Below are 26,430 nucleotides of genomic sequence, written 5' to 3'. Positions count from 1 at the left end.
CTACATCAAAATCGGGGCTAATTGACCAGAAGCATCACCCTCACCAAGCGCCATCACTTCATCCAAACTCACGATTCCCTGCAACGCCAACTCCATCGCCGATGCCAAAAGCGGCTTGTAATTTGGAGAACGACGCGCCACTTGTGCAAACCCGACCGCATCATTAGCACGCAGCTTATCCATCATGTCTTGTTCAAGTTCGAGTATTTCAAAAACACCAACTCGGCCGCGATAACCCGTCATGTTGCAGTTTTGGCAACCATTACCTCGATGGAATACAGTTCCAACTTGATTCGGGAACCGTTCAGCTAGCCATTGCTGACGAGCGCCATCTAACACATCCGTCGTTTTGCAATCAGTACAAATTCGGCGCACAAGTCGCTGAGCCACCACGGCGCGAACCGCACTTGCCACCAAGTAACCAGGCGCGCCCATGTCAATCATACGTAATGCACTTTCGATCGCATCATTGGTATGTAAGGTACTCAGAACCAAATGCCCTGTCAGGGCTGCTCGCAAGCCGATTTCAACCGTTTCTTGGTCGCGCATCTCACCGATAAGAATAATGTCCGGGTCTTGGCGTAGAAAGGTGCGCAGCACACGAGAAAAAGTCAGCTCGATCTTACTGTTTATTTGAACCTGAGTAATACGCGGTAAACGATACTCTACAGGGTCTTCTGCAGTAATGATCTTTTTGCCCGGATCATTGAGCTCACTCAATGCGCCGTAAAGCGTCGTGGTTTTACCCGAGCCCGTAGGTCCGGTCACCAAGATCATGCCGTGCGGACGCGAGAGCTGGCGACGTAAGCGCGCCAGTAAATCAGGTGGTAAACCAGAGTCTTCCAGTTTGCGTAAACCGGAAGATTGGTTAAGCAAGCGCATCACCACTGACTCACCGTATTGGGTTGGTAGTGTCGACATACGAATATCGACCGATTGGCCACGCACTTTGATATTGAATCGACCATCTTGTGGTAAACGCTTTTCAGAAATATCTAAGTGCGCCATCAGCTTTAAACGCAACACTAAAGCAGGGGCTACTTTAACTTCATTGAGGATCGTCTCATGCAATATCCCATCAACACGCTGACGCAAACGCAACACCTTGTCATCTGGCTCGATATGAATGTCTGACGCGCCAACTTGCACCGCATCTTCAAACATCGAGTTAACCAGTTTCACTACCGTGACGTCTTCACTGTCGCTTTCATCAATACCGTAGTTAAATCCCTCAACGTCTTGGTGCTCCGCTTGCAACTGCTCTGCAAAAGAGGCGATTTCTTGGGTTCGGCGATAGTAACGGTCAAAGCTTTCAATCAACTGACGTTCTGGTGCGATGATAAACTCTAGGTTGTATTGACCAAGTAAGTTCATCAACGATTCTTGGATAAATAGGTCGGCAGGATCACTCATGGCAACACGCAACGTGTCGTCATTTTTTGCCACCACCAACGCGCGCAAACGGCGGGCATGCACTTCAGGAAGGATCGGCACAACATCCGCATCAACAGGAGCGCGGCTTAGATCAATCAAAGGCAAGGCCAATTGCTGAGACAAAAATTCCAACATCTGCTTTTCTGTAATAAAGCCGAGGTCAATCAAGGCATCGCCAAGCTTCTGCCCGGTACTTCGCTGTGCCGATAATGCCTGCTGAATTTGCTCTTCTGAGACAATGCCTTCTTCTACTAACAGATCGCCTAAGCGTTTTCTCAACTGAATTTTCATTGTGCACTCTCCAGTTGCTTTAAAAGATTCAAGCGATCACGAATGAAAGCTTGTGATTGATTTGAGATGCCGACTTTTCCAAGCGCTTGTTGGTATGAGTCAATTGCGGATTGAAACGCCAATGCTCGCTCTTGCTGAATCGCAAGCCCCAACCACCAGCGAGCGTTTTCAGGTTCTCGCGAGGTAAGCAGCTGATAGCTTTCCAATGCAATCTCATTCTGTTTTTGCTTTTGTGCTAATGCTGCTCGCATGGCTAAATAGTCACGACTTGGCGCAAGCGGCATATGAACGAGAGGGCTCAGTGCCGCTTCAAGTTGTTCCGCTTTAACCAATAATTTAGATAACGCCAAGCGCAAAACCTGGTTATTCCTATCTAAGTTGATCCCCGCTTGAAGGATATCGTACGCTTCGCGTGTATCGCCTTTGCCAAAATAGAGCGCCGCCAATTTCTGACGCGCTTCAACGTTGGTCGGTTGATAACGTAATGCCTCATTAAATGCCGCCAATGCACTCTTCATGTCATTGGCATCCATTGCCTTATCAGCACGAACCAACGCTTTTTCAGCCAACTGTTGAGGTGTCAATTCTACCTGCTCAATACGCATTGAACTCGCCGGTACAGAACTCGACGGCGTTGAGGCCGATGGAGCACTCGGCACCGGGATAACCTTGGCTAGCAGTACAGGGGGGGGCACTTGGCGTGGTTCGGTATCATGCAACGCTTTATCCGCCAGCAGTTTCTGATGAACATCTTCAACCTTCACCTCAGGCTGTGGAGATTCCACTCGCTTGGTATAAATGACGTTATCCAGTTTAGGCGTCGCTTTGCTAGTTGGTGACTCACTCACCTTGGTCAAGGTGGTGACAGGCACGTTGACAGATTCCGGAGCTCTTACTGCCAAGGTAGGAACGGAAACCCTGTCTTGCTCTGCGAAAGTTGGTTCTTGAGACACTGCCCACCCACCAACCGCGAGGCTTAATGAAAAGCCCCCTACCAGCCAAAGCCACGGCTTATTCTTCGATACACACGGGACTTCTGCTTTAATTAGCGCAGAAGGCGATTCTTTTTCAGCAAGTTCTGATAATGCTTTATTGATAGCACTCAAGGCTGACTCCATCCCCAAAATACGGGGGTTTTAAACTTAGGTTTTCGGGCGTCAAACGTATCGTGAATCGCCACATAAACGTGATGATTTTTCAAAAAGCTGCAACGATCATTAAACGCGGAAAGTAGAGCTTTATGACTGATCTGATTTATCAGGCGTGGGATCCCCATTGCAGAGCGCCAAATTGCCTTTTTCTGCTCGATTGAGAAAATATGGGCACCATTTCCGGCTTTATCTAAGCGATTGTTGATATAAGCGACCCCTTCATCAATCGAAAGAGGACGAAGTTGACAACTGAAGGTTATCCGCTGACGAAACTGCCTTAACTCATGGGTTCCTAATCGCTCATCGAGTTCTGGCTGACCGAACAACACCAGTTGAATCAACTTGTGTTGCTCCGTTTCTAAGTTACCAAATAGCCTCAATGTTTCTAGCGCCTCAGCAGACAGCACCTGCGCCTCATCGACAATCAATACCGTTCTCTTACCGCTTGAGTGAACCTGAATTAAATGCTCTTGAATAAGAGAAACAATACACAGCGGATTACACTCTTCAATTCCCAACTCTCTCGCAACAGCAAACTGAAGTTGCTCGCCACTCAGTGCCGGATTAGGCAAATAAACGAGTTCAACTTGCGATTCGATTTGTTCAATCAGCTTACGGCACACCATGGTTTTGCCGGTACCAACTTCACCGGTGACCTTGATCACTCCCTCCCCCATTTTCACCGCAGCCAAGATGGTTTGAATGGCGTCATAATGCGGCATCAACCCTAAAAACATTTCTGTATTTGGAGTCAAAGAAAAAGGTTGAGATCGGAATCCGAAATGCGACAAGTACATAGGCTAATCACAACACCATGACAACGATACGATTCCCCACGCCCTTTATTGAGCGTCAGGGAACCACTCTTGTAGTAAATCACGCGAGCGTTCTAACTCTTTTTGCCACGTATTTACCCCAACCACGGTAGGTTTAAGCAAAATCACCAGTTCGGTTTTCTCTGTTACGTTATTCACGTTACGGAATAAATGACCTAATGCTGGTACGTCTCCTAGGAATGGAACCTTTGAAACAAGCTCACGATTTTGCTGTTTCATCAAGCCGCCAATCACAACCACATCGCCATCTTTCGCACGAATCACGGAATCTGACTCTCGAATCGAGCTTTTTGCCAAAGGCAGTTGGATATTCTGGAAATCGCCACCTAAATTGAGCCGCTTCACCTCTTCTTCCACTTCGATAACTGCCGGGTGGACATGCAGAAATACATTACCTTGGTCATCAATTTGAGGTGTAACATCGAGAGAAATCCCCGAGAAGAACGGGGTCAATTCTACTTCAGGTACAGCATTAGAGTATTCACCGTTACCAACGTTACTTGAAAGCTCAGTAACAAAATACTCATCGGTACCCACTTTGATAACCGATTTCTGGTTATTCGCGGCGGTAATACGCGGGCTAGAAAGCACATTCAAGTCACCTTGAGTCGACATGAAACTCAGTACGGTTTCAAAATTGCCATCCGAAATTGTCACATTGGTTTGACCGCCCAATAGTGAGCCAATCGAATCCAATGGCGGTAATGCTGATGCCGCTCTCTCCACCACTATACTGCCTGAATTGCCAATCGATGCTGTCATATCAGACCAGTTGATTCCTTGCTGATAACCGTCGCTCAAAGTCACTTCTAAAATCTTCGCTTCAAGGATCACCTGACGCTGCATACGCTCTTGAGAGACACCTAAGAACTCACGCACTTCACGGATTTCATCAGGAAAAGCACGAACCACAATCACACTGGCTTGCGGCGTCACCACCACACTTTGTCCCTTTCCGGACCCTATCAGGTTTGCGACCGCTTGTTGCAACATTGGCCAAAAATCACTTTCGGTAATGGTTTCAATCCGCGTGCCACCCGTCGATGTGGTTGAACTATCACTCGAGTTGGAGTTGGATGAATCTGAATCATTTGAGCTACCACCAGAACTCGATGTTCCGGCAGAGGTGACAGAGCCAGTAACGATGCTCGTCAACGAGCGACCCGAGCGCTTAAACTGCAGGTAATCAACCGGAATGGTTACCGTGCGCATACCTGCTGGATATACTTGAATCACTTTGCCTGACTTCACCACGTCGTAACCATACATATCTTGCACGACGCGCAGTACTTCATCCAATGTCACATCAGAAAGGTTGACGGTGACGTTACCTTGTACAGCAGGGTGAATAGCGACGCTGTACTCAGTACCTTTGACCAATGAAGTAAAGAAACTGCGCGCTTCGACCGCATTCGCTTGAATAATAAAACGCTTCAACATGCCTTGCCCTGATGCCACATTGCTCTCTAGATTAGGCATTAAATCGGCTTCTACTGAAGATGGGAGCTCTTCAAGCGCGCGACTGTTTGCTTGATTAATAGATTCGTTGAGAGCTTGCTTCACTTCAACTGGGTCGCGGTGTCCCATTGAACATCCCATTAAGGAAGCAATTGTTATTCCTACCACTAATTTGCGCATATCTGATCAGGCTCTGGTTATTATTTTTTTACGTTCAAACCAAAAAGCGCGAGCTTCCACTGGCGGTCACCACGCTTTAACGTTACAAATTCACTGTTAATTCTTACAACACGATAGCCATTGAACAGTGCTCCCTGTTCAACAATTCGGTTATTTAAAGTAGCAATACATTCTGTGCTAGATTGGCACACAATGCTGTTGAGTGTTGGCAAGCGATATTGCTTCACTCTTGACTTTGCTTTCGATTCAGCCACAGGCTTCTTCCAGCCTAATGGTGCCGTTGGGTCTTGATTCGCCCACCCCCCACCTGAAGCAACTATCAGCATCGCTGAAATAATGCGTTTTTTAACCACCGATAAACTCCTCTCGAGAACCTAACGTGTACACTTCTAACACCAGTTTCGCTTTTGGATACTCATCTACCTTGTAATTAAAACTGCGCCAGTAGTAACTCGTGGGCAAGCGCTCTAACTTAGAGAGGTAATTCAGTATCGAGAAGTAATCCCCCATCAGTTCCATACGCACAGGATGTACGTAATAACCAGAGTATTGCGACGCTTCTTTGCTTTCAGTAATCGGTTCTGCAGGTAAGGTCTTTAGCGACAACAAATAAATTCCACTTTGTTGTTCAAGCACGCTTTCAAGTAGTTCTGCCATTTGAGAAGGCGTAATTAAATGCTCAATAATCTCAGACAATTGCAGAGAAAGGTACTGACTCTCTGCCAATAGATCAGAAATGTCTTGATCAATTTCCGCATTCGGGTCTTTCTTCAATTGCGCTTGAATGCGTAAAATATCAATTTCTGTTTTTTGATTGGTCAACTTCAAGTTGCTTAGTCGCTTATCATTACTGGAAATTTCCTTTAGTTTTGGCTCCAAAACCAAAGTAAACAGCAGCATCACGATTGCAACTAAACCACACAGTGCAACCAGCACTTTTTCACGTGCGCTCATTTCATCAAAGCGTTCTTCCAATGAGAGCCAAAATTCCTTCATTGCTCTTTATCTCCGCGCGTCTTCAACTCAAAGGTCACTACGTTTTCATCATTACGTCCAATCGTCACATCATCGAATGTTCGACCAATTAAACTGATCTCATTTTTAAATTGGCGAACCCAATTAGGAACGGCACTGGGTGATCTGGCTAACCCTTTCAAGTCAAGCGTATCATTATCGATATCGATTTCTGACAGTGAAATATTATTACTGCCCAATTTAGCTAAAGACTGCATCACCCCAGAGTAACCCGTACGCTGAGAGTCATCATATTTACCTACTGCTTTCATTGAATCGCGTTTTGCTTTGACTTCTCGCTCAAGACGCACTTTCGCCGCTAACTTGTTTGTGTCAGGCTGATGCTTACGAAGGCGAACTTGATAGCGCTCAAGCTCAGAGTTCAGGATATTGCCTTTGCTCTTCACAATCGCAATTTCATCTTCAACGCCATTACTTTGCCAAGTGACATAGCCGTATGAAAGAAGGATCATCGCAGCCGTTACTCCCCAAGAAATCGCCACATTTTTCAGTGTGAGAAGGTTCTTTTTCGGCTTTAGAAAGTCTGGGTATAAATTCACCCGTTGCGTAACAGCGTTTGCTGCCGTGTCAGCCAATAAATGCCCAGAGAGCTCATGCCCCCCCGGAAGCAGTGGTGATACTTTGGTGCTGAGGCGGTAATTGAGCGACTGGACTAACTCATTCTCGTCTTCCTCATCACAACACACTTTGAGTTGATGCAGTTGCACATGACGAAGCTGTGAAGAGAGGTAGTCAATCGAACGTTGTAACTCTAGCGAAAGACCGTCCATCTGCAGTTCGCTAGATGGAACCCCGGTTAATGGTGGTGTCACGCTGCGAATTGAACGATGGAAAGCAATGGTGTGATCAACAAAAGCACTGATTCGAAAGTGCCCACGGGTACTGTACTGCAATAACAAGAAGTGACCTAACTCACCCGCAGTATTACCCCAAACATCATCTTCAGGAACAATTGCGTCTAATGTTAGGTGTACTCGACTCGCCAGCAGAACGAGCTTATCTACAATTTTCCGAGACAACACATATGCCTGAATTTTATTCGAATTCGGCAGTTCTACGGCATCGGAAATAATGTCGATTGCACGTTCAGATATCAGTTCTTTCAACAAAAAAGGCAACGCTGAAGGCCACTCTTGACGCGGCATTGCGGGCTTGTCGATCTGATACATCTGATAGTAGTTATGCGAAAGTATCACCGTCAGAGAGTCATAAGCGCTTGCTGCAACACTTAATGCTTGCTCACAGGCTCGTTCCCAGTTTGATTCTGTAATGTCAATCTTAGATGGCCGACTGCGAGTCGCTGATGATGATAAATAAACGGCGTCTGGCTGGATCACCAAAAAGCACGTGCGATCACCGGCAGATGAGCGCTTGAGCTTGCCGAATACTGCTTTAAAATCCATGTTCATTATCTTTATTATTTCCGCCAGCGATTTCTTCTTCCCAACTTCACTTGAGATTCAGAATGAGAACTTTGCTTTGCCTGTGGACGTGGAAGGTACTGCTCCTCTGCGGAGAAATAACGCCCTTGGCCGCCATGAACCCCTAACTCAACCAGAGTATTTAGTTCATGCTTATTCTCAATTCCCACTGCTATTATTTTAGTTTTACTGTTTGCGGCCGCCCCCAACATACTACGGACAAACAGTTGGTTCTCATGTCTCTGGTCAATTTTGGCAACTAAACTGCGATGCAGCTTCAAGTACCTAATTTCCACTTCTTTTAAATAATGGGTGCTCACAATTGTTCGACCCGCCTGCCCAATCATGATCTGACATTCTAAGCCGGCCAACATTCTTACCGCTGGTCGCATAAAATCTAAGTGTTTTACGAATTGCGCCTCTACAAACTCAAATATCAGCGCCTGCCTTTGTTCTCGTGATAACTGCAAGAGTTCATAACGAAACCACTTGAAGTACTCTCTACTTCTAAAAGGAGTCACATTGAGGTTAAGGACATAACACTGAGTTCTATCGATGCTACCTTTAAAATCATTTAAGAATTTATTAATAACAGCTCGATCCATTTGCGCTTCATAACCGACTTGTCTTACCGCAGAGATAAAGCGGGAAGCCTTCACAATGCCATTTTCTGGGTCGTGAATTCGACAGGTTAATTCTTCATGCAGTGTCTGTTTATGCGCCGAATCACTTATCAAATAAGCAGATTGTGCGTAGATTATCACATTTTCAGATGTAAGCGCTGAATCAAATAGCGTACGCCACCTCACGCTACCGCGTACATTTTCATCATGATTCCACTTTTTAAACCGACTCCAGTTATTACTATTCTGTAACTGGGCACTACGAAGTGCGGTTTCTGCTTCATCAATGATTTGGCTGTGACGCTCGCCTTCTTTATACATGGTCATGCCAATGTGACACCAGTTTTCTGCATCTAATGGATACGGAGGGTGTAGTTTCTCTAATTGACGAATACACTGCGAGGCCAAATTCGCCACATCCTTTCCAGCATAGTGAGGAAGAAAAAGGGCAAAATCAGCATCGTAGTAACGAGAAAAGACGACTTCTGGAAAGCGTTGTACTAAGTTGGATAGCAGACCACCGACTTCAACGATAAACTCATCACACGTTTGTTTATCTTGCTCCTCTTCAACCAACTTCCAATCTTGAATGCGCACCAATAATACGGCCCCGCTTGCGCCACTCTCCAACAGCGCAGATTCAAGCTTGCTATCAAACAATACACGGTTAGCAGTGCCCGTTAACTTATCAAGGAAAGTTTGTGTCCGGATAAAGGTATCAAAGCGGCTGCGTTCTTGACGCGCGTCTTGAAGCTCTTCGATTAAAACATCCAGGGCCTCACTGGCAGTGTAAGGCCACTCTCTTTCATCACCTTTCGCATATTGTTCTACGCGACCAGCTAATATCATTCGGCCACGCTCTTCGAGCATTTCAGAGCCTGATAACTGCTCTTTTAGCCATGCGACACCACGCATTAAGCAAAAGATGATCAAAATAACGGCAAGCGTAATTGACCACAGCGCCTGCATTGAGTAGCCATAGCCTAGGTAAGGGGGAATCGCTTTGAAGTAGATGACATAATCTTGGTTATGAGTAAGTCGAAACTCTTGCTCAAATAAAACCGCATTATCCATCTTATGGGAAGTATCTTTAAAACGATAAACAACGGCGTTGTTGGTCGATAGTGTCATTTCGACGATGCTGCTCGCTTGCAGCATTTTTGGCATCCAACGCTGCATTGAATACGCGGCATCTGGATCTTCCATCTCTTTATCAACAACCTCGACGATCCCCTCCAAGTAATGGGTTAGATACTCTTGTCCTAGTCGTTTAAAAGAGAGGGTGCCACCGACAAACAAAATAAACATTGCGCAAATAACTATCATGGTGACAAATGCCACCAGACGCGTGCTTAACTTAAGAGTGGGGGTATACCTCATGAATGCCAAATCCCTTTTTTATTCATCATATACCTTATTGAATGACTTATACTTGATAAGCAATCAGTAAACAATCTGATTCGTTTGATTGTGAGAGTCTGAGGCGGAAAGTTATTGAGTTTCAAAACGCAATCTAAGCTCGAGTGAATCAACACTATGATGTTCATCTACCCGTGAATTCAAGGTCAAAACTCGCCCCTTTTACTAAGCTAGGTTGAGCAATGATTCACAGTAATGGGTATTGGTCATGCTTAACACATAAAAAAGCCGCGTATTCGCGGCCTTTCAAATTCAGAAGCAATGAAATTTAAAACGGAATATCGTCATCAAAATCCATTGGAGGCTCGTTGTATTGCTGCTGTGGCTGCTGCGGAGCCTGCTGCTGTTGCTTAGGGGCATTGTACTGCTGCTGGGCTGGCTGCTGAGGCTGTCCCCAACCACCTTGCTGCGGTTGCTGACCACCCATTGCTGGAGCGCCACCTTGAGCACGACCACCAAGCATTTGCATTACACCATTGAAGCCTTGAACAACAACCTCTGTTGTGTACTGATCTTGGCCTTGCTGGTTTTGCCATTTACGAGTCTGTAACTGACCTTCAATGTATACTTGCGAACCTTTACGAAGGTACTCGCCCGCGACTTCAGCTAGCTTGCCAAATAGCACAACACGGTGCCATTCTGTTTTTTCGCGCTGTTCGCCAGTCGCTTTATCACGCCATGAGTCTGAAGTAGCAATCGTAATGTTTGCTACTGCACCGCCATTAGGCATGTAACGAATTTCTGGGTCATTACCTAAATTTCCCACCAAGATAACTTTGTTAATTCCACGGCTGGCCATGATGTGCTCCGTTTCACTCTGGATATATAAAATTTTAGCGCATTAGAATAACACGCTTTGGTGAATTGATTAAAGCCTAATCCGAATGAGTTGTAACGGCAAAGCTCTGGCGTCTGAATCTCTATGCCCCCCCCCTCACGTAGCATTTCTGATTCGCTTTGCAGACATCGTTTCCTGATCCTTTGAATCTCAACGCATTTTTTTGCCTGCCCTATAGCTCTTAGTAATCATTAATGACAACGTATTAACATTGTGTAAACTTTGGAGAGATTGGCGCGTGAAAAAATCGGCTTATGCGAGAAAACTGTTTCTGATTAGTATGGAAGAGCATGCAAAGAAGAAAGTTAATGCATTGGAGAGATACACCGATATCGACATTCCAGTGATCTCTACAGAGGCCTTAATGGAGGCGAGTCCAAAGCATCGCAACAAAATCTTACTGATAGACTTCAACGAGCATAAATCACTTATTCGAACGATTAAGAATCTGCCTTTGATTTGGAAAAACTTCGAAACGGTGGTGTTTAATGTCCCCAAGCGCTTAACTACGGATGAGTTGCTTACTTTCGGTCAATTGAAAGGCGTGTTCTATCAAGATGAGGCTATCGAGCTCATCGGAGAAGGCCTCAAAGGGATCATTAACGGGCAGAACTGGTTGCCAAGAAATGTCACGAGCCAATTGTTGCACTACTATCGCAATGTCATTAACACCCATACAGCACCTGCAACAGTGGATCTCACCATTAGAGAGTTACAGGTTCTACGCTGCCTTCAGGCTGGCTCCTCAAATAACCAAATGGCTGAAGAGTTATTCGTGAGTGAGTTCACCATTAAGTCGCATCTTTATCAGATTTTCAAAAAACTGTCAGTCAAAAACCGCGTCCAAGCGATTGCTTGGGCAGACCAAAACTTAATGTCGTAAGAATCAAGCTTGTTAGTTGGTCTAATTTCACACATTTCTCATACTTAGTTCATGATTATTCTGCGTGTCTCATGATAAAGTAGCGCGTAGATTCTTAAAAATGATAAGAAAGGATATTCCCCCAATGATTAAAAAATGTCTATTTCCTGCGGCAGGCTACGGTACGCGCTTCCTTCCAGCGACGAAGTCAATGCCAAAAGAGATGATGCCTGTTGTAAACAAGCCACTGATTGAATACGGCGTTGAAGAAGCGATTCAAGCAGGGATGAACGGCATGTGTATTGTAACAGGCCGTGGCAAGCACTCAATCATGGACCACTTCGATAAGAACTACGAACTTGAGCATCAGATCAGTGGAACCAATAAAGAAGAGCTGCTAGTAGACATTCGTGAGATCATTGACTCAGCCAACTTTACCTACATTCGCCAACGCGAAATGAAAGGCCTAGGCCATGCGATCTTGACTGGTCGTGAACTCGTTGGTGATGAGCCATTTGCCGTTGTTCTTGCTGATGACCTATGTGTCAATGAAGACGAAGGCGTATTGGCGCAAATGGTCACCCTGTTTAAACAGTTCCGTTGCTCAATTGTTGCCGTACAAGAAGTACCAGCAGAAGAAACGCACAAATATGGCGTTATTTCTGGTGAAATGATCAAAGACGATATCTACCGCGTTGATGACATGGTTGAGAAACCAGATCCAGGTACTGCACCAAGTAACCTAGCGATCATTGGCCGCTATATTCTCACACCCGATATTTTTGAGTTAATTGAAAATACCGAACCAGGCAAAGGCGGCGAAATCCAAATTACGGATGCGCTGCTCAAACAAGCCAAAGCGGGCTGTGTTCTGGCGTACAAATTCAAAGGTCAACGTTTTGACTGTGGTAGCGTAGAAGGCTACATCGAAGCAACTAACTACTGTTTCGAGCACCTCTATCTGAAAGATGAAAAGAAGTCAGAACTAGGTAAACACGCCACCAAAAAAGAAGCATAGCGCCTCCAGATAGAACAACTCAAAAAGCTCGGCACTTGCCGAGCTTTTTACTGTTTTTTTATCCAGTGCCTTCTTTGCACATTTCTCCGACTATGTAATACTTGCTTCACTTGGTGACACATAGAGCAAAAATGATGGACAAAATAGAAGTTCGTGGTGCCCGCACTCATAACCTCAAAAACATCAACCTCACGATCCCTCGCGACAAACTAACCGTGATTACAGGATTAAGTGGTTCTGGCAAATCATCCCTCGCTTTCGATACTTTGTACGCAGAAGGCCAAAGACGTTATGTTGAGTCATTATCGGCTTACGCCCGTCAATTTTTGTCTCTTATGGAAAAGCCTGATGTGGATCACATCGAAGGTTTGTCTCCTGCAATTTCTATTGAACAGAAGTCGACGTCCCATAACCCTCGCTCAACCGTAGGTACCATAACCGAAGTCTACGACTACTTACGTCTACTGTATGCCCGTGTGGGTGAGCCCCGCTGTCCAACGCACCATTCGCCGCTTGCTGCGCAAACTGTCAGCCAGATGGTAGACAAAGTGTTAGCGTTGCCGGAAGGCAGTAAGATGATGCTACTTGCTCCCATCGTGAAAGAGCGTAAAGGTGAGCACGTTAAAACCTTGGAGAATCTTGCTGCTCAGGGCTTTATTCGCGCACGCATCGATGGTGAAACTTGCGACCTTTCTGATCCACCGCCGCTAGAGCTGCACAAGAAGCACACCATCGAAGTGGTTGTCGACCGCTTTAAAGTACGCCCAGATTTGCAGCAACGCTTAGCTGAATCATTCGAAACCACACTGGAGCTTTCTGGTGGTATTGCTGTCGTTGCACCAATGGATGGTGACGGTGAAGAGGTGATCTTCTCTGCCAACTTTGCTTGTCCAATTTGTGGCTACAGCATGCAAGAGCTTGAGCCTCGCTTGTTTTCATTCAACAATCCTGCTGGTGCGTGTGGCACTTGTGATGGTTTAGGGGTACAACAGTACTTTGATCCAAGTCGAGTGATCCAAGATGACTCTTTGAGTTTAGCGCAAGGCGCGATCCGCGGCTGGGATCAAAAAAACTACTACTACTTCCAAATGCTGTCTTCTTTAGCGGATCATTACGGGTTTGATCTTCATGTGCCATTTAACTCACTACCGAAGAAAACCCAAGAAATCATTCTAAAAGGCTCAGGCCGCACTGACGTTGAATTCAAATACATCAACGATCGTGGTGATATTCGTGTTAAGCGTCATCCATTCGAAGGGATCTTAAATACGCTGGAACGTCGTTACCGAGATACGGAATCAAACTCCGTACGTGAAGAGTTGGCGAAATACATCTCAACTAAGTCTTGTTCAAGCTGTGGCGGTACACGCTTACGCCTCGAAGCCCGCAATGTATTCATTGCCGATACGACTCTGCCAGAGATTGTCGAGCTGAGCATTGCTGATTCCCTCGAGTTTTTCCATACGCTAAAACTGGAAGGACAACGCGCTCAAATTGCAGAGAAGGTCATGAAAGAGATCACTGACCGCTTACAGTTTCTTGTCAATGTTGGCCTGAATTATCTCAACCTCTCACGCAGCGCAGAAACACTGTCGGGTGGCGAAGCACAACGCATTCGCTTAGCAAGCCAAATCGGAGCGGGTCTTGTTGGTGTAATGTATGTTTTGGATGAGCCATCTATTGGCCTCCACCAGCGAGATAATGAACGTTTATTGAAAACCCTGACTCACCTACGAGACTTGGGGAATACCGTATTAGTCGTTGAGCACGATGAAGATGCGATTCGCTGTGCTGACCACGTGATTGATATTGGTCCAGGTGCCGGGGTTCATGGTGGCAATGTGGTTGCGGAAGGCACCATGGCTGAAATCATCGCTAACCCAAACTCACTGACTGGGCAATACCTCAGTGGCACTAAAGAGATTGCAGTACCAAAAGAACGTACGCCATGCGATCCCAAGAAAACCGTTGAGCTGGTTGGCGCAACTGGCAACAACCTAAAGAATGTCGACCTTTCGGTTCCTGTCGGCTTATTTAGCTGTATTACCGGAGTATCTGGCTCAGGTAAGTCCACGTTAATCAACGATACATTCTTTAAAATTGCTCATACCCAGTTGAATGGTGCAACAACCGCGCATCCTTCACCATATAAATCCATCAAGGGTCTAGAGCACTTCGATAAGGTTATCGATATCGACCAAAGCCCTATTGGTCGAACACCGCGTTCAAACCCTGCGACTTACACGGGGATCTTTACCCCAATCCGTGAACTGTTTGCTGGTACGCAAGAGTCACGCTCCCGTGGTTACAAGCCAGGCCGTTTTAGCTTTAACGTCCGTGGTGGTCGTTGCGAAGCCTGTCAAGGTGATGGGGTTATTAAAGTAGAAATGCACTTCCTGCCCGATGTGTATGTGCCATGTGATGTATGTAAGGGCAAGCGTTATAACCGTGAAACGTTGGAAGTTCGCTATAAAGGCAAAGCGATCGATGAAGTACTAGAGATGACTGTAGAAGATGCCCGTACTTTCTTCGACCCTGTGCCAGCGATTGCCCGTAAACTGCAAACACTGATGGATGTGGGCTTGTCTTATATTCGCCTAGGTCAAGCGGCAACCACGCTTTCTGGTGGTGAAGCTCAGCGTGTGAAACTGGCTCGAGAACTGTCTAAGCGTGATACAGGTAAAACCTTGTACATTTTAGATGAGCCGACAACCGGTCTGCACTTCCACGATATCCAGCAGCTACTAACTGTACTACACCGTTTGCGCGACCATGGAAATACCGTTGTCGTCATTGAACACAACCTCGATGTGATTAAAACCGCTGACTGGATCATCGACTTAGGGCCAGAAGGTGGACAAGGTGGCGGAGAGATAATTGCTCAAGGCACACCGGAATATGTGTCTCAGATCGAAGGTTCGCACACTGCTCGCTTCCTTAAGCCTATGTTGAAATAGAAAAAACAGGTAAAGTACAAAGACCAGCCATTGCTGGTCTTTTTTTTCATTTAAAACAATGCAATCTCTATGGCTACTATACATGTAAGTGGAACCAAACTTTCACCTGAAAAAGTTCTCGTTCCCCTCAATCGCAAGTTCCTTATGGTATTGGCAGCACTGTTTTTGCTGGCGATGCATTTCTTTATGCCTAACCCTGGGGGCTCTGGGTTAGCACTCTCATTTAATGCGACGACGTGGATTGCATTCAGTTTTGCTTTAGGTATCGGCTTGTATCAATTCGCTACAAATCGTGAGTTACGCTACTCCAAATTAACCATTGGATTGTTCATTAGTTGCATCATCATAACGCTGCCAGTGTTCTATCCTAATGCGAACAGTATATTGGCCGCCAGCAAACTGATAGGGCTTTGGAGCGGCATGCTATTTTTTATTGTGCTGCAACAATTCCACTTCAGTAACAAGCACCGTCAACGCCTACTGTGGTTTATTGTTCTCGCTGTCGTTATAGAGAGCATCTTTGGTTTAACACAATACTTGTACCTTAAACCGGGGAATATATTTGGTTACAACACAGAGGCCAACCGTCCTTATGGTATCTTTCAACAGCCCAATGTGATGGCGAGTTTCCTTGCCACCGGGCTGGTGATAGCCAGCTACCTACTTGCTCGCCAGCCATACAAGTATTCACGTAAGTTAAGTGATATTTATCTACTCTACACCGTCCCAATTTTTACTATCCCTCTGATTGTGGTACTTGCCTCTCGCACTGGCTGGCTGGCTTCGATCATCGCTATTTTGCTAGTTATTCCATACATGTACCGCTATGCCACTCAAGGGCGTTTTTTACGTTGGCTAGCCGCTTTACTCACCGGGCTCGCCCTTGCAGTCTTCATTATGCATATCGCCTTTCCAAGTGGAGGGGGCTTAGCAAATGAAAAAGTAAACATGGAATCGCCTCGTACTTATACCTTCCCGCAAGCCTTAGATATGGTGATTGAGAAACCATTTACCGGATATGGTTATGGGAAGTTTGAATCTGAATACATACTGTATACGGCTCGGCAGCACGCATTGAATGAGCAATACCCTCCAGGCCTCCCCTCAATGGACCATCCACACAATGAACTGTTTTATTGGGGCGTTGAAGGCGGTTTACTGCCTATTCTTGGCATCTTTTTGGCGATGTCTTTAGTGCTACACCGAATTTATCAGGCGAATCGAGGCACACGTCTGGCACTGCTAGCACTATTCATTCCCATTGTTTTGCATTCACAACTCGAGTACCCGTTCTATCACTCTCTTGTGCACTGGCTGATCTTTATCATTTTGCTTTATTGGGTGGATCAACGAGTCTCACGTTACCGTCAAATAGGCTTTAGTCGCATAACCAAAAGTTTGCTGCGCATTTGTAGTCTATTGTTCCCTATCGTGGTCACTTTCTATATGGTGAGTGCTCTACACACAAACTACGTACTCACCAAGTTTGAAACCACGCGTCCAACCAATCCAGACATTCTCAATCAGGTCTCTAATCCCGTGGTATGGAAAGATCGCTTTGATTGGGATGTGTACAGTACCTTCCTAAATATTGGCTTATATAAGCAAGACCCAACGTTGATTCAGCCATACATTGATTGGTCATTAGAGATCATTAAAGACAAACCACGCCCAGCGTTCTACAACAACCTGATACGAGCGTATCAAGGGCTGGATGAGACAAGTAAGGCTGAGCAAATTCGTGCAGAAGCACAATTCTTATTCCCTAACATTGATTTCAGTGATGTGAATTATCAACCGCCTTATCAGGCTCTTTCAGCCTCACCAACGCCAGCCCCAAGCGCTAAGCAATAAATAAAAAAAGCGAAGGGATAACCTTCGCTTTTCTTTATCCTATGACCAAATCCGTTATTCGATCAACGACTCTTCTAAAGCTCGTAAACACAAGGCGACATTTTCAGGTCGAGCACCATAACCCATCAGACCAATGCGCCATGCTTTGCCAACCAGTGAGCCAAGACCTGCGCCAATCTCTAGATTGTAGGTTTCAAGTAAGTGATTACGCACTTTTGCTTCATCAATCCCTTCGGGGACATAAATCGCATTAAGTTGCGGTAGGCGATACGCTTCTTCTACCACAAATTCAAAACCTAGCTTTTGCAAACCAGCTTTGAGCTTCTCATGCATTAACTGGTGACGCGCCCACGCATTTTCTAAACCTTCATTCTTAAGGATCAGTAGAGCTTCATGCAGCGCATACAAACTGTTCACCGGCGCTGTGTGGTGATAGCTGCGTTTGCCTTCTCCACTCCAGTAACCTAATACTAGGCTTTGATCCAAGAACCAGCTTTGAACCGGTGTCGTTCTGGATTGAATCTTCTCTATGGCTGCAGGAGAAAGCGTCACTGGCGATAAGCCAGGAACACAGGACAAGCATTTTTGGCTTCCAGAATACACCGCATCTAACTGCCACTCGTCGACTTTTAGAGGCACACCACCAAGCGAAGTCACGGCATCGACGATCGATAGCAAACCGTATTGCTTCGCAAGCTTACCCAAGACTTGAGCGTCACTTACCGCGCCCGTCGATGTTTCTGCATGAACAAAAGCAAGAATCTTAGCATCAGAGTGCTCCTTTAACGCTTCTTCAACTTTATCGACCGATACAGGCGTTCCCCACTCATCATCGACGACAACGGCCTCACCACCAGCACGAACCACGTTTTCACGCATGCGCTCACCGAAAACACCATTACGGCAGACGATGACTTTGTCACCCTTTTCAATCAGGTTGACGAAACACGTTTCCATGCCCGCACTGCCCGGAGCTGAGACAGCGATAGTGAATTCATTTTCTGTTTGGAAAGCGTATTTAAGCAACTGTTTTAGCTCATCCATCATGGCAATGAAAAGGGGATCTAGGTGACCAACGGTTGGACGGCTAAGCGCCTGTAAAACCTGAGGTGAAATATCAGAGGGACCAGGTCCCATCAAAATACGGTGTGGGGGGATAAAGCTTTGGATCGGCATGTCAGCTCCTTGATTGCAGTCTTTCATCCTGAGCGTTATAAAAGTTCTATTCAAAGGCTGGCTCAGGTATCGAAGTTTTCACCCTAATAGATTTTTCCTCTATCGGCAATTAACCCTAAGTATAGAGGTCAAACCACTGTCACAAATTCGTTAATAAAAACTTTCATAATGGTTGAGATATTGGTTGACAATGTGACAACAAAACCGTTCAATGTTTAAGCTTTATGCAGAAGAGGAGCACTGCCCAGGCAGGTGATTTGTGGAGCCGCAATTCCAATACCAATCACTCAGGGGGAGCAGTGCCGAGGTAAGTCAAAGTTGCAGGATTTGACTTGTCGGTTGACTTGGGTTGAGTCCCATCAACTGTCATCAGTGCCGTATGATGAAGAGCTTCTGAGGGTAAATTTTCAAATTACATTCTAACTACCTCTCTATTTGCTCTGTTCCTTTCCTCACCAAACATTGGATGTATTAGACAACCAATTAATTGTTGTTATTTTTCAGGAAGTCGTGGGAGAACGCAGTGAGCGCATTTAACGTAGCAAAATTCGGTGGAACCAGTGTTGCCAACTTTGAGGCAATGAGCCGTTGCTCCACTATCATAGAAAACAACCCAAATACTCGCCTTGTCGTCAGCAGCGCTTGCTCAGGTGTCACTAATCTATTAGTTGAACTCGCAAATGGTGTTCAAGACCAAGAACATCGTGCGGAAGTACTACAGAAACTAGCAAACATTCACGAATCGATTCTGTCGCAACTTGAAGACGCAACCGAAGCGGCAGCTGAGGTTTATTCGATTCTTGATACCGTCACAAGCTTGGCAGAGGCCACTTCTATCCAAGCAAACACCAAACTGACCGATCATTTGGTCGCTTGTGGCGAATTAATGTCGACTCACATTCTTGCGCAGTTAATGCGTGAGCGTGGTATTAACACCATCCGTTTTGATATTCGCGACGTGTTAAAAACCGATGCTACCTTTGGTCGTGCTGAACCAAATGTCGAAACCATTTCACAACTCGCACAAGAAAAGTTGGTTCCACTATGCCAAGAGTATGTTGTTATCACTCAGGGCTTCATCGGCTCAGATGAAGAAGGTAACACGACAACGCTTGGTCGTGGCGGCAGTGACTACAGCGCAGCATTGATTGCAGAAGGGGTGAAAGCAGCAGGTCTAGAGATTTGGACCGACGTTCCGGGCATCTACACCACAGACCCACGTATCGCCTCAAAAGCAGCGCCAATCCCAGAGATCAGCTTTAGTGAAGCATCAGAGATGGCAAACTTCGGCGCAAAAATCCTGCACCCTTCAACACTGGTTCCGGCACTTCGTCACGACATCCCAGTATTCGTAGGCTCTTCTAAAGAGCCAGAAAAAGGCGGTACATGGATCCGTCATCAAGTGGAAAGCTCACCTTTATTCCGTGCACTTGCTCTGCGCTGTAACCAAACCATGGTGACACTGCGCAGCGCAAACATGTTCCACGCCTACGGCTTCTTAGCGAAGGTATTTGAGATCCTAGCGAAACACAAAATATCTGTCGATCTGATCACCACATCTGAAATCAGTGTATCACTCACCCTTGATCAAACAGACACGTCAGGCGGTGCACCTCAATTACCACAAGCGGCACGCGAGGAACTTGAAGAACTATGTAAAGTAGAAGTGGAACACGACCTATGTCTTGTCGCTCTGATTGGTAACAATATGAGTGAAAGCAAAGGCTACGCGAAGCAAGTGTTTGGCACGTTAGAAGACTTCAACCTACGTATGATCTGTTACGGAGCAAGCCCACATAACCTGTGCTTCCTTGTCCACGAGTCAGTATCACGTCAAGCGATCCAAAAACTGCATACAGAGCTGTTTGAACAGTAAGAACGCTTTAACTCAACGATAAAACTTTAATTCACCAAGAAACAACAAGAGCTACACATCGCAGCCCTTGTTGTTTCTATCTGAGTCGATTAACCGTTAATGTTAGGACCTAACCACTTTTCTGCTTCGATCCTATCCCAACCTTTTCGATCAGCGTAGCTTTGTAGTTGATCCTCTTGGATCTGAGCAATCGCAAAGTAACGAGAATCAGGGTGCGAGAAGTACCAACCCGATACGGACGCTCCTGGGTACATCGCGTAACTTGTTGTCAGTGACATACCAATGTTTTCTTCAACATTCATCAGTTCCCATAGCGGTCCTTTCTCAGTATGCTCAGGGCATGCCGGATAACCCGGAGCTGGTCGAATGCCTTGGTATTTTTCACGAATCAGTTCTTCATTCGACAGCTCTTCATCCGCAGCGTAACCCCAAATCTCTTTACGTACACGCTCATGTAGGTACTCTGCGAACGCTTCTGCAAGACGGTCCGCCACCGCTTGGATCATGATGGCATTGAAATCATCACCTTGCGCTTTGTATTCGTCAGCAAGTTCACGCTCACCAATACCGCCCGTTACTGCAAAGGCACCAATCCAATCATGCTTACCAGACTCTTTCGGTGCAATATAATCAGACAAACAATAGTTGAAGCCTTTTGGTTTCTCTGTCTGCTGACGTAAGTTATGCAGCACTTTAGCAACGTTGGTGCGTGACTCATCTGTGTAAACTTCAATATCATCGCCAACACTAGCCGCAGGAAACAGACCACACATACCTCGTGCTTTCAGTAACCCTTCACGCTCAACGCGATCAAGCAACTCATTTGCATCTTTGTACAGACGCAGCGCTTCTTCGCCCACTTCTACATGGTCAAAGATTGTTGGGAACTTGCCGACTAACGACCAAGTCATGAAGAAAGGCGTCCAGTCGATATACTTACGCAAAGTAGCGACATCAAAATCTTCAAAAATGTGGATGCCTGGTTTAATTGGTACAGGTGGTGTATACGCCTCCCAATCAATCGCAACTTTATTAGCACGTGCGGCTTCTAAGGTGACAGGCTTGGTACGAGGCTTCTTGCGGTTATGTTGGTCACGTACGCGTTCGTAGTCTTCATCCAATTTTTCAACAAAAGCCGGACGGCGTTCATCTGATAGCAGTGATGTACACACACCTACCGCACGAGAAGCGTTATTTACGTATACTACTGGGTGTTTGTAGTTCTGCTCAATCTTAACGGCAGTATGCGCTTTTGATGTGGTCGCACCACCGATCAGAAGTGGAAGTTCAAAATCTAGACGCTCCATCTCTTTTGCGACATGAACCATTTCGTCCAGAGATGGCGTGATCAAGCCAGAAAGGCCAATAATGTCGACATTCTCTTCTTTAGCCACTTTCAGGATCTTTTCACACGGTACCATTACGCCAAGATCGATGATCTCGTAGTTATTACATTGCAGCACCACGCCAACAATGTTCTTACCAATGTCATGAACATCACCTTTAACGGTCGCAAGCAGGATCTTACCGTTGGATGAACCGGCTAGTTTTTCTTTGTTAATGAAGGGCTCAAGGTGAGCAACTGCCTGTTTCATAACACGTGCCGACTTTACTACTTGGGGAAGGAACATCTTGCCTTCTCCAAATAGATCGCCAACCACGTTCATACCATCCATTAAAGGGCCTTCGATCACTTCAAGTGGTTTGGACGCATTAAGGCGAGCTTCTTCAGTATCTTCTACGATGAACTCGGTAATGCCTTTAACCAGCGCATGCTCTAAACGTTTTTCTACCGTCCAGGTACGCCATTCAAGCGCAGAGGCATCATCTTCTTTTCCGACACCTTTATCTGCATACTCAGCAGCAATATCGAGCAGTCGTTCAGTTGAATCATCACGACGGTTTAGCACCACATCCTCGACCGCTTCACGCAGTTTGTCTGGAACATTATCGTAGATTTCTAGCTGACCCGCGTTAACGATACCCATATCCATACCATTTTTAAAACAGTGGTATAGGAACACCGCGTGAATCGCTTCTCGAACGTAGTTATTACCGCGGAAGGAGAAGGAAACGTTAGACACGCCACCAGAGATCATCGCATGTGGTAAATCACGTTTAATATCTGCAACCGCTTCAATGAAGTCAACTGCGTAGTTGTTGTGCTCTTCGATACCCGTCGCAACCGCAAAAATGTTCGGGTCAAAGATAATATCTTCCGGCGGGAAGCCCACTTCATCAACCAAAATGCGATAAGCATTGGTACAGATCTCTAGCTTACGCTCACGCGTTTCTGCCTGACCAACCTCATCAAATGCCATCACGATAACCGCAGCACCATATCGACGAATCAGCTTCGCTTGCTTAACAAACATCTCTTTCCCTTCTTTCAAAGAGATGGAGTTCACGATGCCTTTGCCCTGAATACACTTCAGACCCGCTTCGATCACTTCCCATTTGGAAGAGTCGACCATAATTGGAACTTTGGAAATTTCTGGCTCAGACGCACATAGATTTAGAAAGCGAACCATACTGGCTTCTGCATCCAACATACCTTCATCCATGTTGATATCGATGATCTGAGCGCCGTTCTCAACTTGCTGGCGAGCAACTTCCAGAGCCTCATCGTAGAGCTCTTCTTTGATCAGACGTTTAAAGCGAGCAGAACCGGTAACGTTAGTACGTTCACCCACGTTGATAAACAGCGTCTCATTTTCAATCGTAAGAGGCTCAAGACCGGACAAACGACACGCAACCGTAAGCTCAGGCAAATCACGAGGTTTCACACCTTCAACTGCCATTGCCATATGGCGAATGTGCTCTGGCGTCGTACCGCAACAGCCACCAATCAGGTTCAAGAAGCCACTTTCCGCCCACTCTTTAACATGAATCGCCATATCTTCTGGCGAGAGGTCATACTCACCAAAAGCGTTTGGTAGACCAGCATTAGGGTGTGCTGAGATAAAAGATTCAGAAATGCGAGAAAGGTCCTCTACGTAAGGGCGCAATTCATCAGGGCCAAGCGCACAATTCAAGCCAAATGAAAGCGGGTTTACATGACGCAGAGAGTTATAGAACGCTTCTGTCGTTTGACCGGAAAGGGTGCGACCAGACGCATCGGTAATGGTGCCGGAGATCATGACTGGTAACTCAACACCTAGTTCTTCAAAGACACTGTCTACCGCAAAGGCACACGCTTTCGCATTGAGTGTATCAAAGATAGTTTCAATCAGAATAAGATCAGAACCACCTTTAATCAGCGCACGAGTTGATCCGGAGTAAGCTTCAACGAGTTCATCGAAAGAAACATTACGGTAGCCCGGATCGTTTACATCCGGAGAGATCGAACAAGTACGGTTTGTCGGACCAAGAACACCGGCAACATAACGGGGACGACTAGGCGTCTTTGTTGTCCATTCATCGGCGACCTCACGAGCAAGCTTAGCCGCGGCGAAGTTAATCTCCTCACTCAGGCTTTCCATCTCGTAGTCAGCCATTGCAATAGAGGTTGCATTAAAAGTATTTGTTTCGAGAATGTCAGCACCCGCTTCGAGGTATGCGCTATGAATATCCTTAATCAATTGAGGCTGAGTAAGCACTAACAAGTCGTTATTACCTTTTAGGTCACAATGCCAATCTGCAAAACGCAAACCTCGATAGTCTTGCTCTTCAAGTTTGTAACCCTGAATCATGGTACCCATACCACCATCAATCAGCAAAATACGTTGTTTCAATTGAGCTTCTATCTGCTCTCTTACATTACTTCCCACAGTACAGCCTCATTCCTTTAATTATCTTCTCATCCTATCACACAAACAAAAGGAGTCTAGACGTCTAAAAGTAGAATTAGTGATTATTTAGCGTCCATTTCAAGTTACAAAGAAATCACGAAAAAATGTTTGCTATTTAGCCAACATAGGCCGAGAATTTCCATTCATAAAAAGTTACAAATAGAGGGCTCTATGTCGGTCTATCATACTTTATGTTTCCTATCTGCCGCAGCAATTCTAATTGCCTTTATAAACAGCAAGATAGGAAAAATGCAAACCACCATAGCCATTACCGCAGGCTCAATGATACTTTCGCTCTTCATTCTCATCGCGGGTCAAAATGATTGGTTTCAGCTTACAGATATCGCAACACGAACCATCACTAGCATCGACTTTGAAGATTTTCTACTTAAGGGGATCCTAGGATTTCTATTATTTGCGGGTGGCTTAGGCGTCAAACTGCCTAACCTCAAAGACCAAAAATGGGAAATTACAGTACTTGCTCTAGGCGCAACTCTCTTCTCAACTTTCTTCATCGGTTTTGTTCTCTACGGTTTCTGCCTACTGATCGGTATTCAATTCAAGCTCGTCTACTGCTTACTTTTTGGCGCGCTTATTTCTCCAACCGACCCAATTGCAGTCTTAGCGATCGTCAAAAAACTTAATGCACCGAAGCGTATTTCGACCCAAATTGAAGGTGAGTCCTTATTCAACGACGGTTTCGGTCTAGTGCTCTTCGTGACCATATTTACCATCGCATTTGGAATAGAAGCACCGAGCGTAAGCAGCGTAGCATTACTATTTGTTCAAGAAGCAATTGGGGGTATTGTTTACGGCTTAGTTCTAGGGGTAATTTTTCACTATTTAATCAGTGCAACAAACGACCACTCAATGGAATTACTACTCACCATAGGTGTTCCGACGGCAGGCTATGCCTTAGCCGAATATCTACATGTTTCCGGCCCACTGGCTATGGTGGTTTCAGGTATCATGATCGGGAATTGGACACGCTTTATTGGCTTCTCTAAAGAGAGTGAGGATCACCTTGATCACTTCTGGGAATTGGTAGATGAATTCCTAAACGGTGTGCTATTTTTGCTCATTGGTATGTCAATGCTTCTATTTGAATTCCACAAAGAAGACTGGATCATGATGGCTGTATCAGTACCACTTGTTCTAACTGCACGTTACTTGAGCGTCGCTATTTCCTATGTCGGCTTTAAACGCTTTAGAACATATAACCCTTGGTCAGTGAAGATCTTAACTTGGGGGGGATTACGTGGTGGCCTAGCGCTTGCTATGGCTTTATCTATTCCATCGGGTATTTGGGTCATTCCAGATAAACTCATCGACGTAAAAGAAATCATCTTAGTCATGACTTACTCTGTCGTCGTTTTTTCAATCTTAATTCAAGGCTCGACAATTACACCAATGATAGAAAAAGCGAAGCAAGCCGAAAAAGCATCTCAAGAAGCGTAGATTCCGCATTCTAAATTATCAGGCAGCCAAGTGGCTGCCTTTTTTATATTGTCCAAATAGAAAAATTTTAATTGGGATAAATGAGCAGTCTGGATCAGGGAATTACACTGAAAAATCGATTGGTTGGGGATGGCTTTTGTCGTTACTCTAATTACAAAGTTAAAAGCCTTAAGTAAGAATGTTCAGACACTGATTTGAACTGTAATGAGTTTGGCTTGAGATAAACGTACCTTAAACGTCAATAAGTGTCGAAAAATAGACGTTCGTCGTGATGAAGAACAAGATTTAGCATACTGGTGAGATGCGAGAAGAGGGAATTAGAAAGACAGAATATAAGCGTGAATGAGCTTAATTTATTACTATTCTAGAACAGAATTGAAATAATATTTATTTGCTTTAATCACGCAAAAAGCCCACTCTTTCGAGTGGGCTTTTCTAAATTAAAAGCCTGGCGATGTCCTACTCTCACATGGGGAAGCCCCACACTACCATCGGCGCTATTTCGTTTCACTTCTGAGTTCGGCATGGAAATCAGGTGGGTCCAAAATGCTATGGTCGCCAAGCAAATTCTGTTTCGGTTTCACTTTTATTAAAAAGTGACAACCAATAAATTCGGAAAGCTGTTTCTAATCTTTGTAAACGCTCTTACACATTCAATCGTTCTTGTATTGAGTCCATCAAAACCCCTTGGGTGTTGTATGGTTAAGCCTCACGGGCAATTAGTATCAGTTAGCTCAACGCCTCACAACGCT

The 26,430-nt window shown here is 45.5% G+C and carries 17 protein-coding genes, 1 rRNA gene and 1 riboswitch; of the genes, 6 read left to right on the top strand and 12 right to left on the bottom strand.

Annotated features, from left to right (window positions below; genetic code table 11):
• The 9 genes from AK965_RS13635 to AK965_RS13595 form a co-directional block, all read right to left on the bottom strand.
• Nucleotides 1-1,725: a GspE/PulE family protein gene (locus AK965_RS13635; protein WP_099080117.1), complete on the bottom strand. Its 1,725-nt coding sequence runs from the start codon at nt 1,723-1,725 to the stop codon at nt 1-3.
• Nucleotides 1,722-2,843 (bottom strand): lipopolysaccharide assembly protein LapB, encoded by a 1,122-nt coding sequence (locus AK965_RS13630; RefSeq protein ID WP_099080116.1) that lies wholly within the window; start codon nt 2,841-2,843, stop codon nt 1,722-1,724. The genes AK965_RS13635 and AK965_RS13630 overlap by 4 nt, the downstream gene beginning before the upstream one ends.
• Entirely contained in the window at nt 2,828-3,673 is an 846-nt protein-coding gene (locus tag AK965_RS13625; protein ID WP_099080115.1) for an ExeA family protein, read from the bottom strand. Before AK965_RS13625 ends, AK965_RS13630 begins: the two co-directional genes overlap by 16 nt.
• Nucleotides 3,674-3,718: 45 nt before the next feature.
• Nucleotides 3,719-5,350 (bottom strand): pilus (MSHA type) biogenesis protein MshL, encoded by a 1,632-nt coding sequence (gene mshL, locus AK965_RS13620; RefSeq protein ID WP_099080114.1) that lies wholly within the window; start codon nt 5,348-5,350, stop codon nt 3,719-3,721.
• Nucleotides 5,351-5,370: 20 nt separating this feature from the next.
• On the bottom strand, nt 5,371-5,703 hold the full coding sequence (locus AK965_RS13615; RefSeq protein WP_172438149.1) for an MSHA biogenesis protein MshK: 333 nt from the start codon (nt 5,701-5,703) through the stop codon (nt 5,371-5,373).
• Nucleotides 5,696-6,346: a type II secretion system protein GspM gene (gene gspM, locus AK965_RS13610; RefSeq protein WP_099080113.1), complete on the bottom strand. Its 651-nt coding sequence runs from the start codon at nt 6,344-6,346 to the stop codon at nt 5,696-5,698. Before gspM ends, AK965_RS13615 begins: the two co-directional genes overlap by 8 nt.
• A complete protein-coding gene (locus tag AK965_RS13605; protein ID WP_099080112.1) occupies nt 6,343-7,788 on the bottom strand; it encodes a PilN domain-containing protein in 1,446 nt (481 codons plus the stop codon). Before AK965_RS13605 ends, gspM begins: the two co-directional genes overlap by 4 nt.
• 14 nt (nt 7,789-7,802) lie before the next feature.
• Nucleotides 7,803-9,809, bottom strand: coding sequence for an RNase E specificity factor CsrD (gene csrD / locus AK965_RS13600; protein WP_099080111.1), 2,007 nt, complete (start codon nt 9,807-9,809; stop codon nt 7,803-7,805).
• Between the two features lie 307 nt (nt 9,810-10,116).
• The gene (locus AK965_RS13595; protein WP_099080110.1) at nt 10,117-10,647 is read right to left on the bottom strand and encodes a single-stranded DNA-binding protein; all 531 of its coding nucleotides are present in this window, start codon (nt 10,645-10,647) and stop codon (nt 10,117-10,119) included.
• Nucleotides 10,648-10,924: 277 nt separating this feature from the next.
• Between AK965_RS13595 and AK965_RS13590 the strand changes: the two genes are divergently transcribed.
• From AK965_RS13590 to AK965_RS13575, 4 genes are all read left to right on the top strand, one after another.
• Nucleotides 10,925-11,569 carry a LuxR C-terminal-related transcriptional regulator gene (locus tag AK965_RS13590; RefSeq protein ID WP_099080109.1) on the top strand — a complete coding sequence of 215 codons (645 nt, stop codon included), beginning with the start codon at nt 10,925-10,927 and terminating at the stop codon, nt 11,567-11,569.
• 124 nt (nt 11,570-11,693) lie between these two features.
• On the top strand, nt 11,694-12,566 hold the full coding sequence (galU, locus tag AK965_RS13585) for a UTP--glucose-1-phosphate uridylyltransferase GalU (protein ID WP_099080108.1): 873 nt from the start codon (nt 11,694-11,696) through the stop codon (nt 12,564-12,566).
• Between the two features lie 134 nt (nt 12,567-12,700).
• Nucleotides 12,701-15,523 carry an excinuclease ABC subunit UvrA gene (gene uvrA / locus AK965_RS13580; RefSeq protein WP_099080186.1) on the top strand — a complete coding sequence of 941 codons (2,823 nt, stop codon included), beginning with the start codon at nt 12,701-12,703 and terminating at the stop codon, nt 15,521-15,523.
• Nucleotides 15,524-15,592: 69 nt separating this feature from the next.
• On the top strand, nt 15,593-17,377 hold the full coding sequence (locus tag AK965_RS13575; protein WP_099080107.1) for a PglL family O-oligosaccharyltransferase: 1,785 nt from the start codon (nt 15,593-15,595) through the stop codon (nt 17,375-17,377).
• A gap of 54 nt (nt 17,378-17,431) precedes the next feature.
• Here the strand turns inward: AK965_RS13575 and AK965_RS13570 are convergent, their stop codons facing one another.
• On the bottom strand, nt 17,432-18,553 hold the full coding sequence (locus tag AK965_RS13570) for an alanine--glyoxylate aminotransferase family protein (RefSeq protein WP_099080106.1): 1,122 nt from the start codon (nt 18,551-18,553) through the stop codon (nt 17,432-17,434).
• Between the two features lie 222 nt (nt 18,554-18,775).
• Nucleotides 18,776-18,954, top strand: a riboswitch (Lysine riboswitch).
• Between the two features lie 122 nt (nt 18,955-19,076).
• Between AK965_RS13570 and lysC the strand changes: the two genes are divergently transcribed.
• A complete protein-coding gene (gene lysC / locus AK965_RS13560) occupies nt 19,077-20,429 on the top strand; it encodes a lysine-sensitive aspartokinase 3 (protein WP_099080105.1) in 1,353 nt (450 codons plus the stop codon).
• A gap of 89 nt (nt 20,430-20,518) precedes the next feature.
• Here lysC and metH read toward each other — a convergent pair whose 3' ends face one another.
• Nucleotides 20,519-24,199 carry a methionine synthase gene (gene metH, locus AK965_RS13555; protein WP_099080104.1) on the bottom strand — a complete coding sequence of 1,227 codons (3,681 nt, stop codon included), beginning with the start codon at nt 24,197-24,199 and terminating at the stop codon, nt 20,519-20,521.
• A gap of 192 nt (nt 24,200-24,391) precedes the next feature.
• On the opposite strand from metH, the gene AK965_RS13550 reads away from it, so the two are divergent.
• Complete coding sequence (locus AK965_RS13550) at nt 24,392-25,678, top strand: sodium:proton antiporter (protein WP_099080103.1); 1,287 nt, start codon at nt 24,392-24,394, stop codon at nt 25,676-25,678.
• Nucleotides 25,679-26,124: 446 nt separating this feature from the next.
• On the opposite strand, the gene rrf is transcribed toward AK965_RS13550, so the two are convergent.
• Nucleotides 26,125-26,241: ribosomal RNA gene (rrf, locus tag AK965_RS13545) — 5S ribosomal RNA — on the bottom strand.
• Nucleotides 26,242-26,430: the final 189 nt, after the last annotated feature.

Origin of the sequence: Vibrio sp. PID17_43 (assembly GCF_002608565.1) — a bacterium.
Classification (GTDB): Bacteria; Pseudomonadota; Gammaproteobacteria; order Enterobacterales; family Vibrionaceae; genus Vibrio.
The sequence above is the reverse complement of the archived record's forward strand: the minus strand, read 5'-3'. Positions and strand labels throughout refer to the sequence as shown.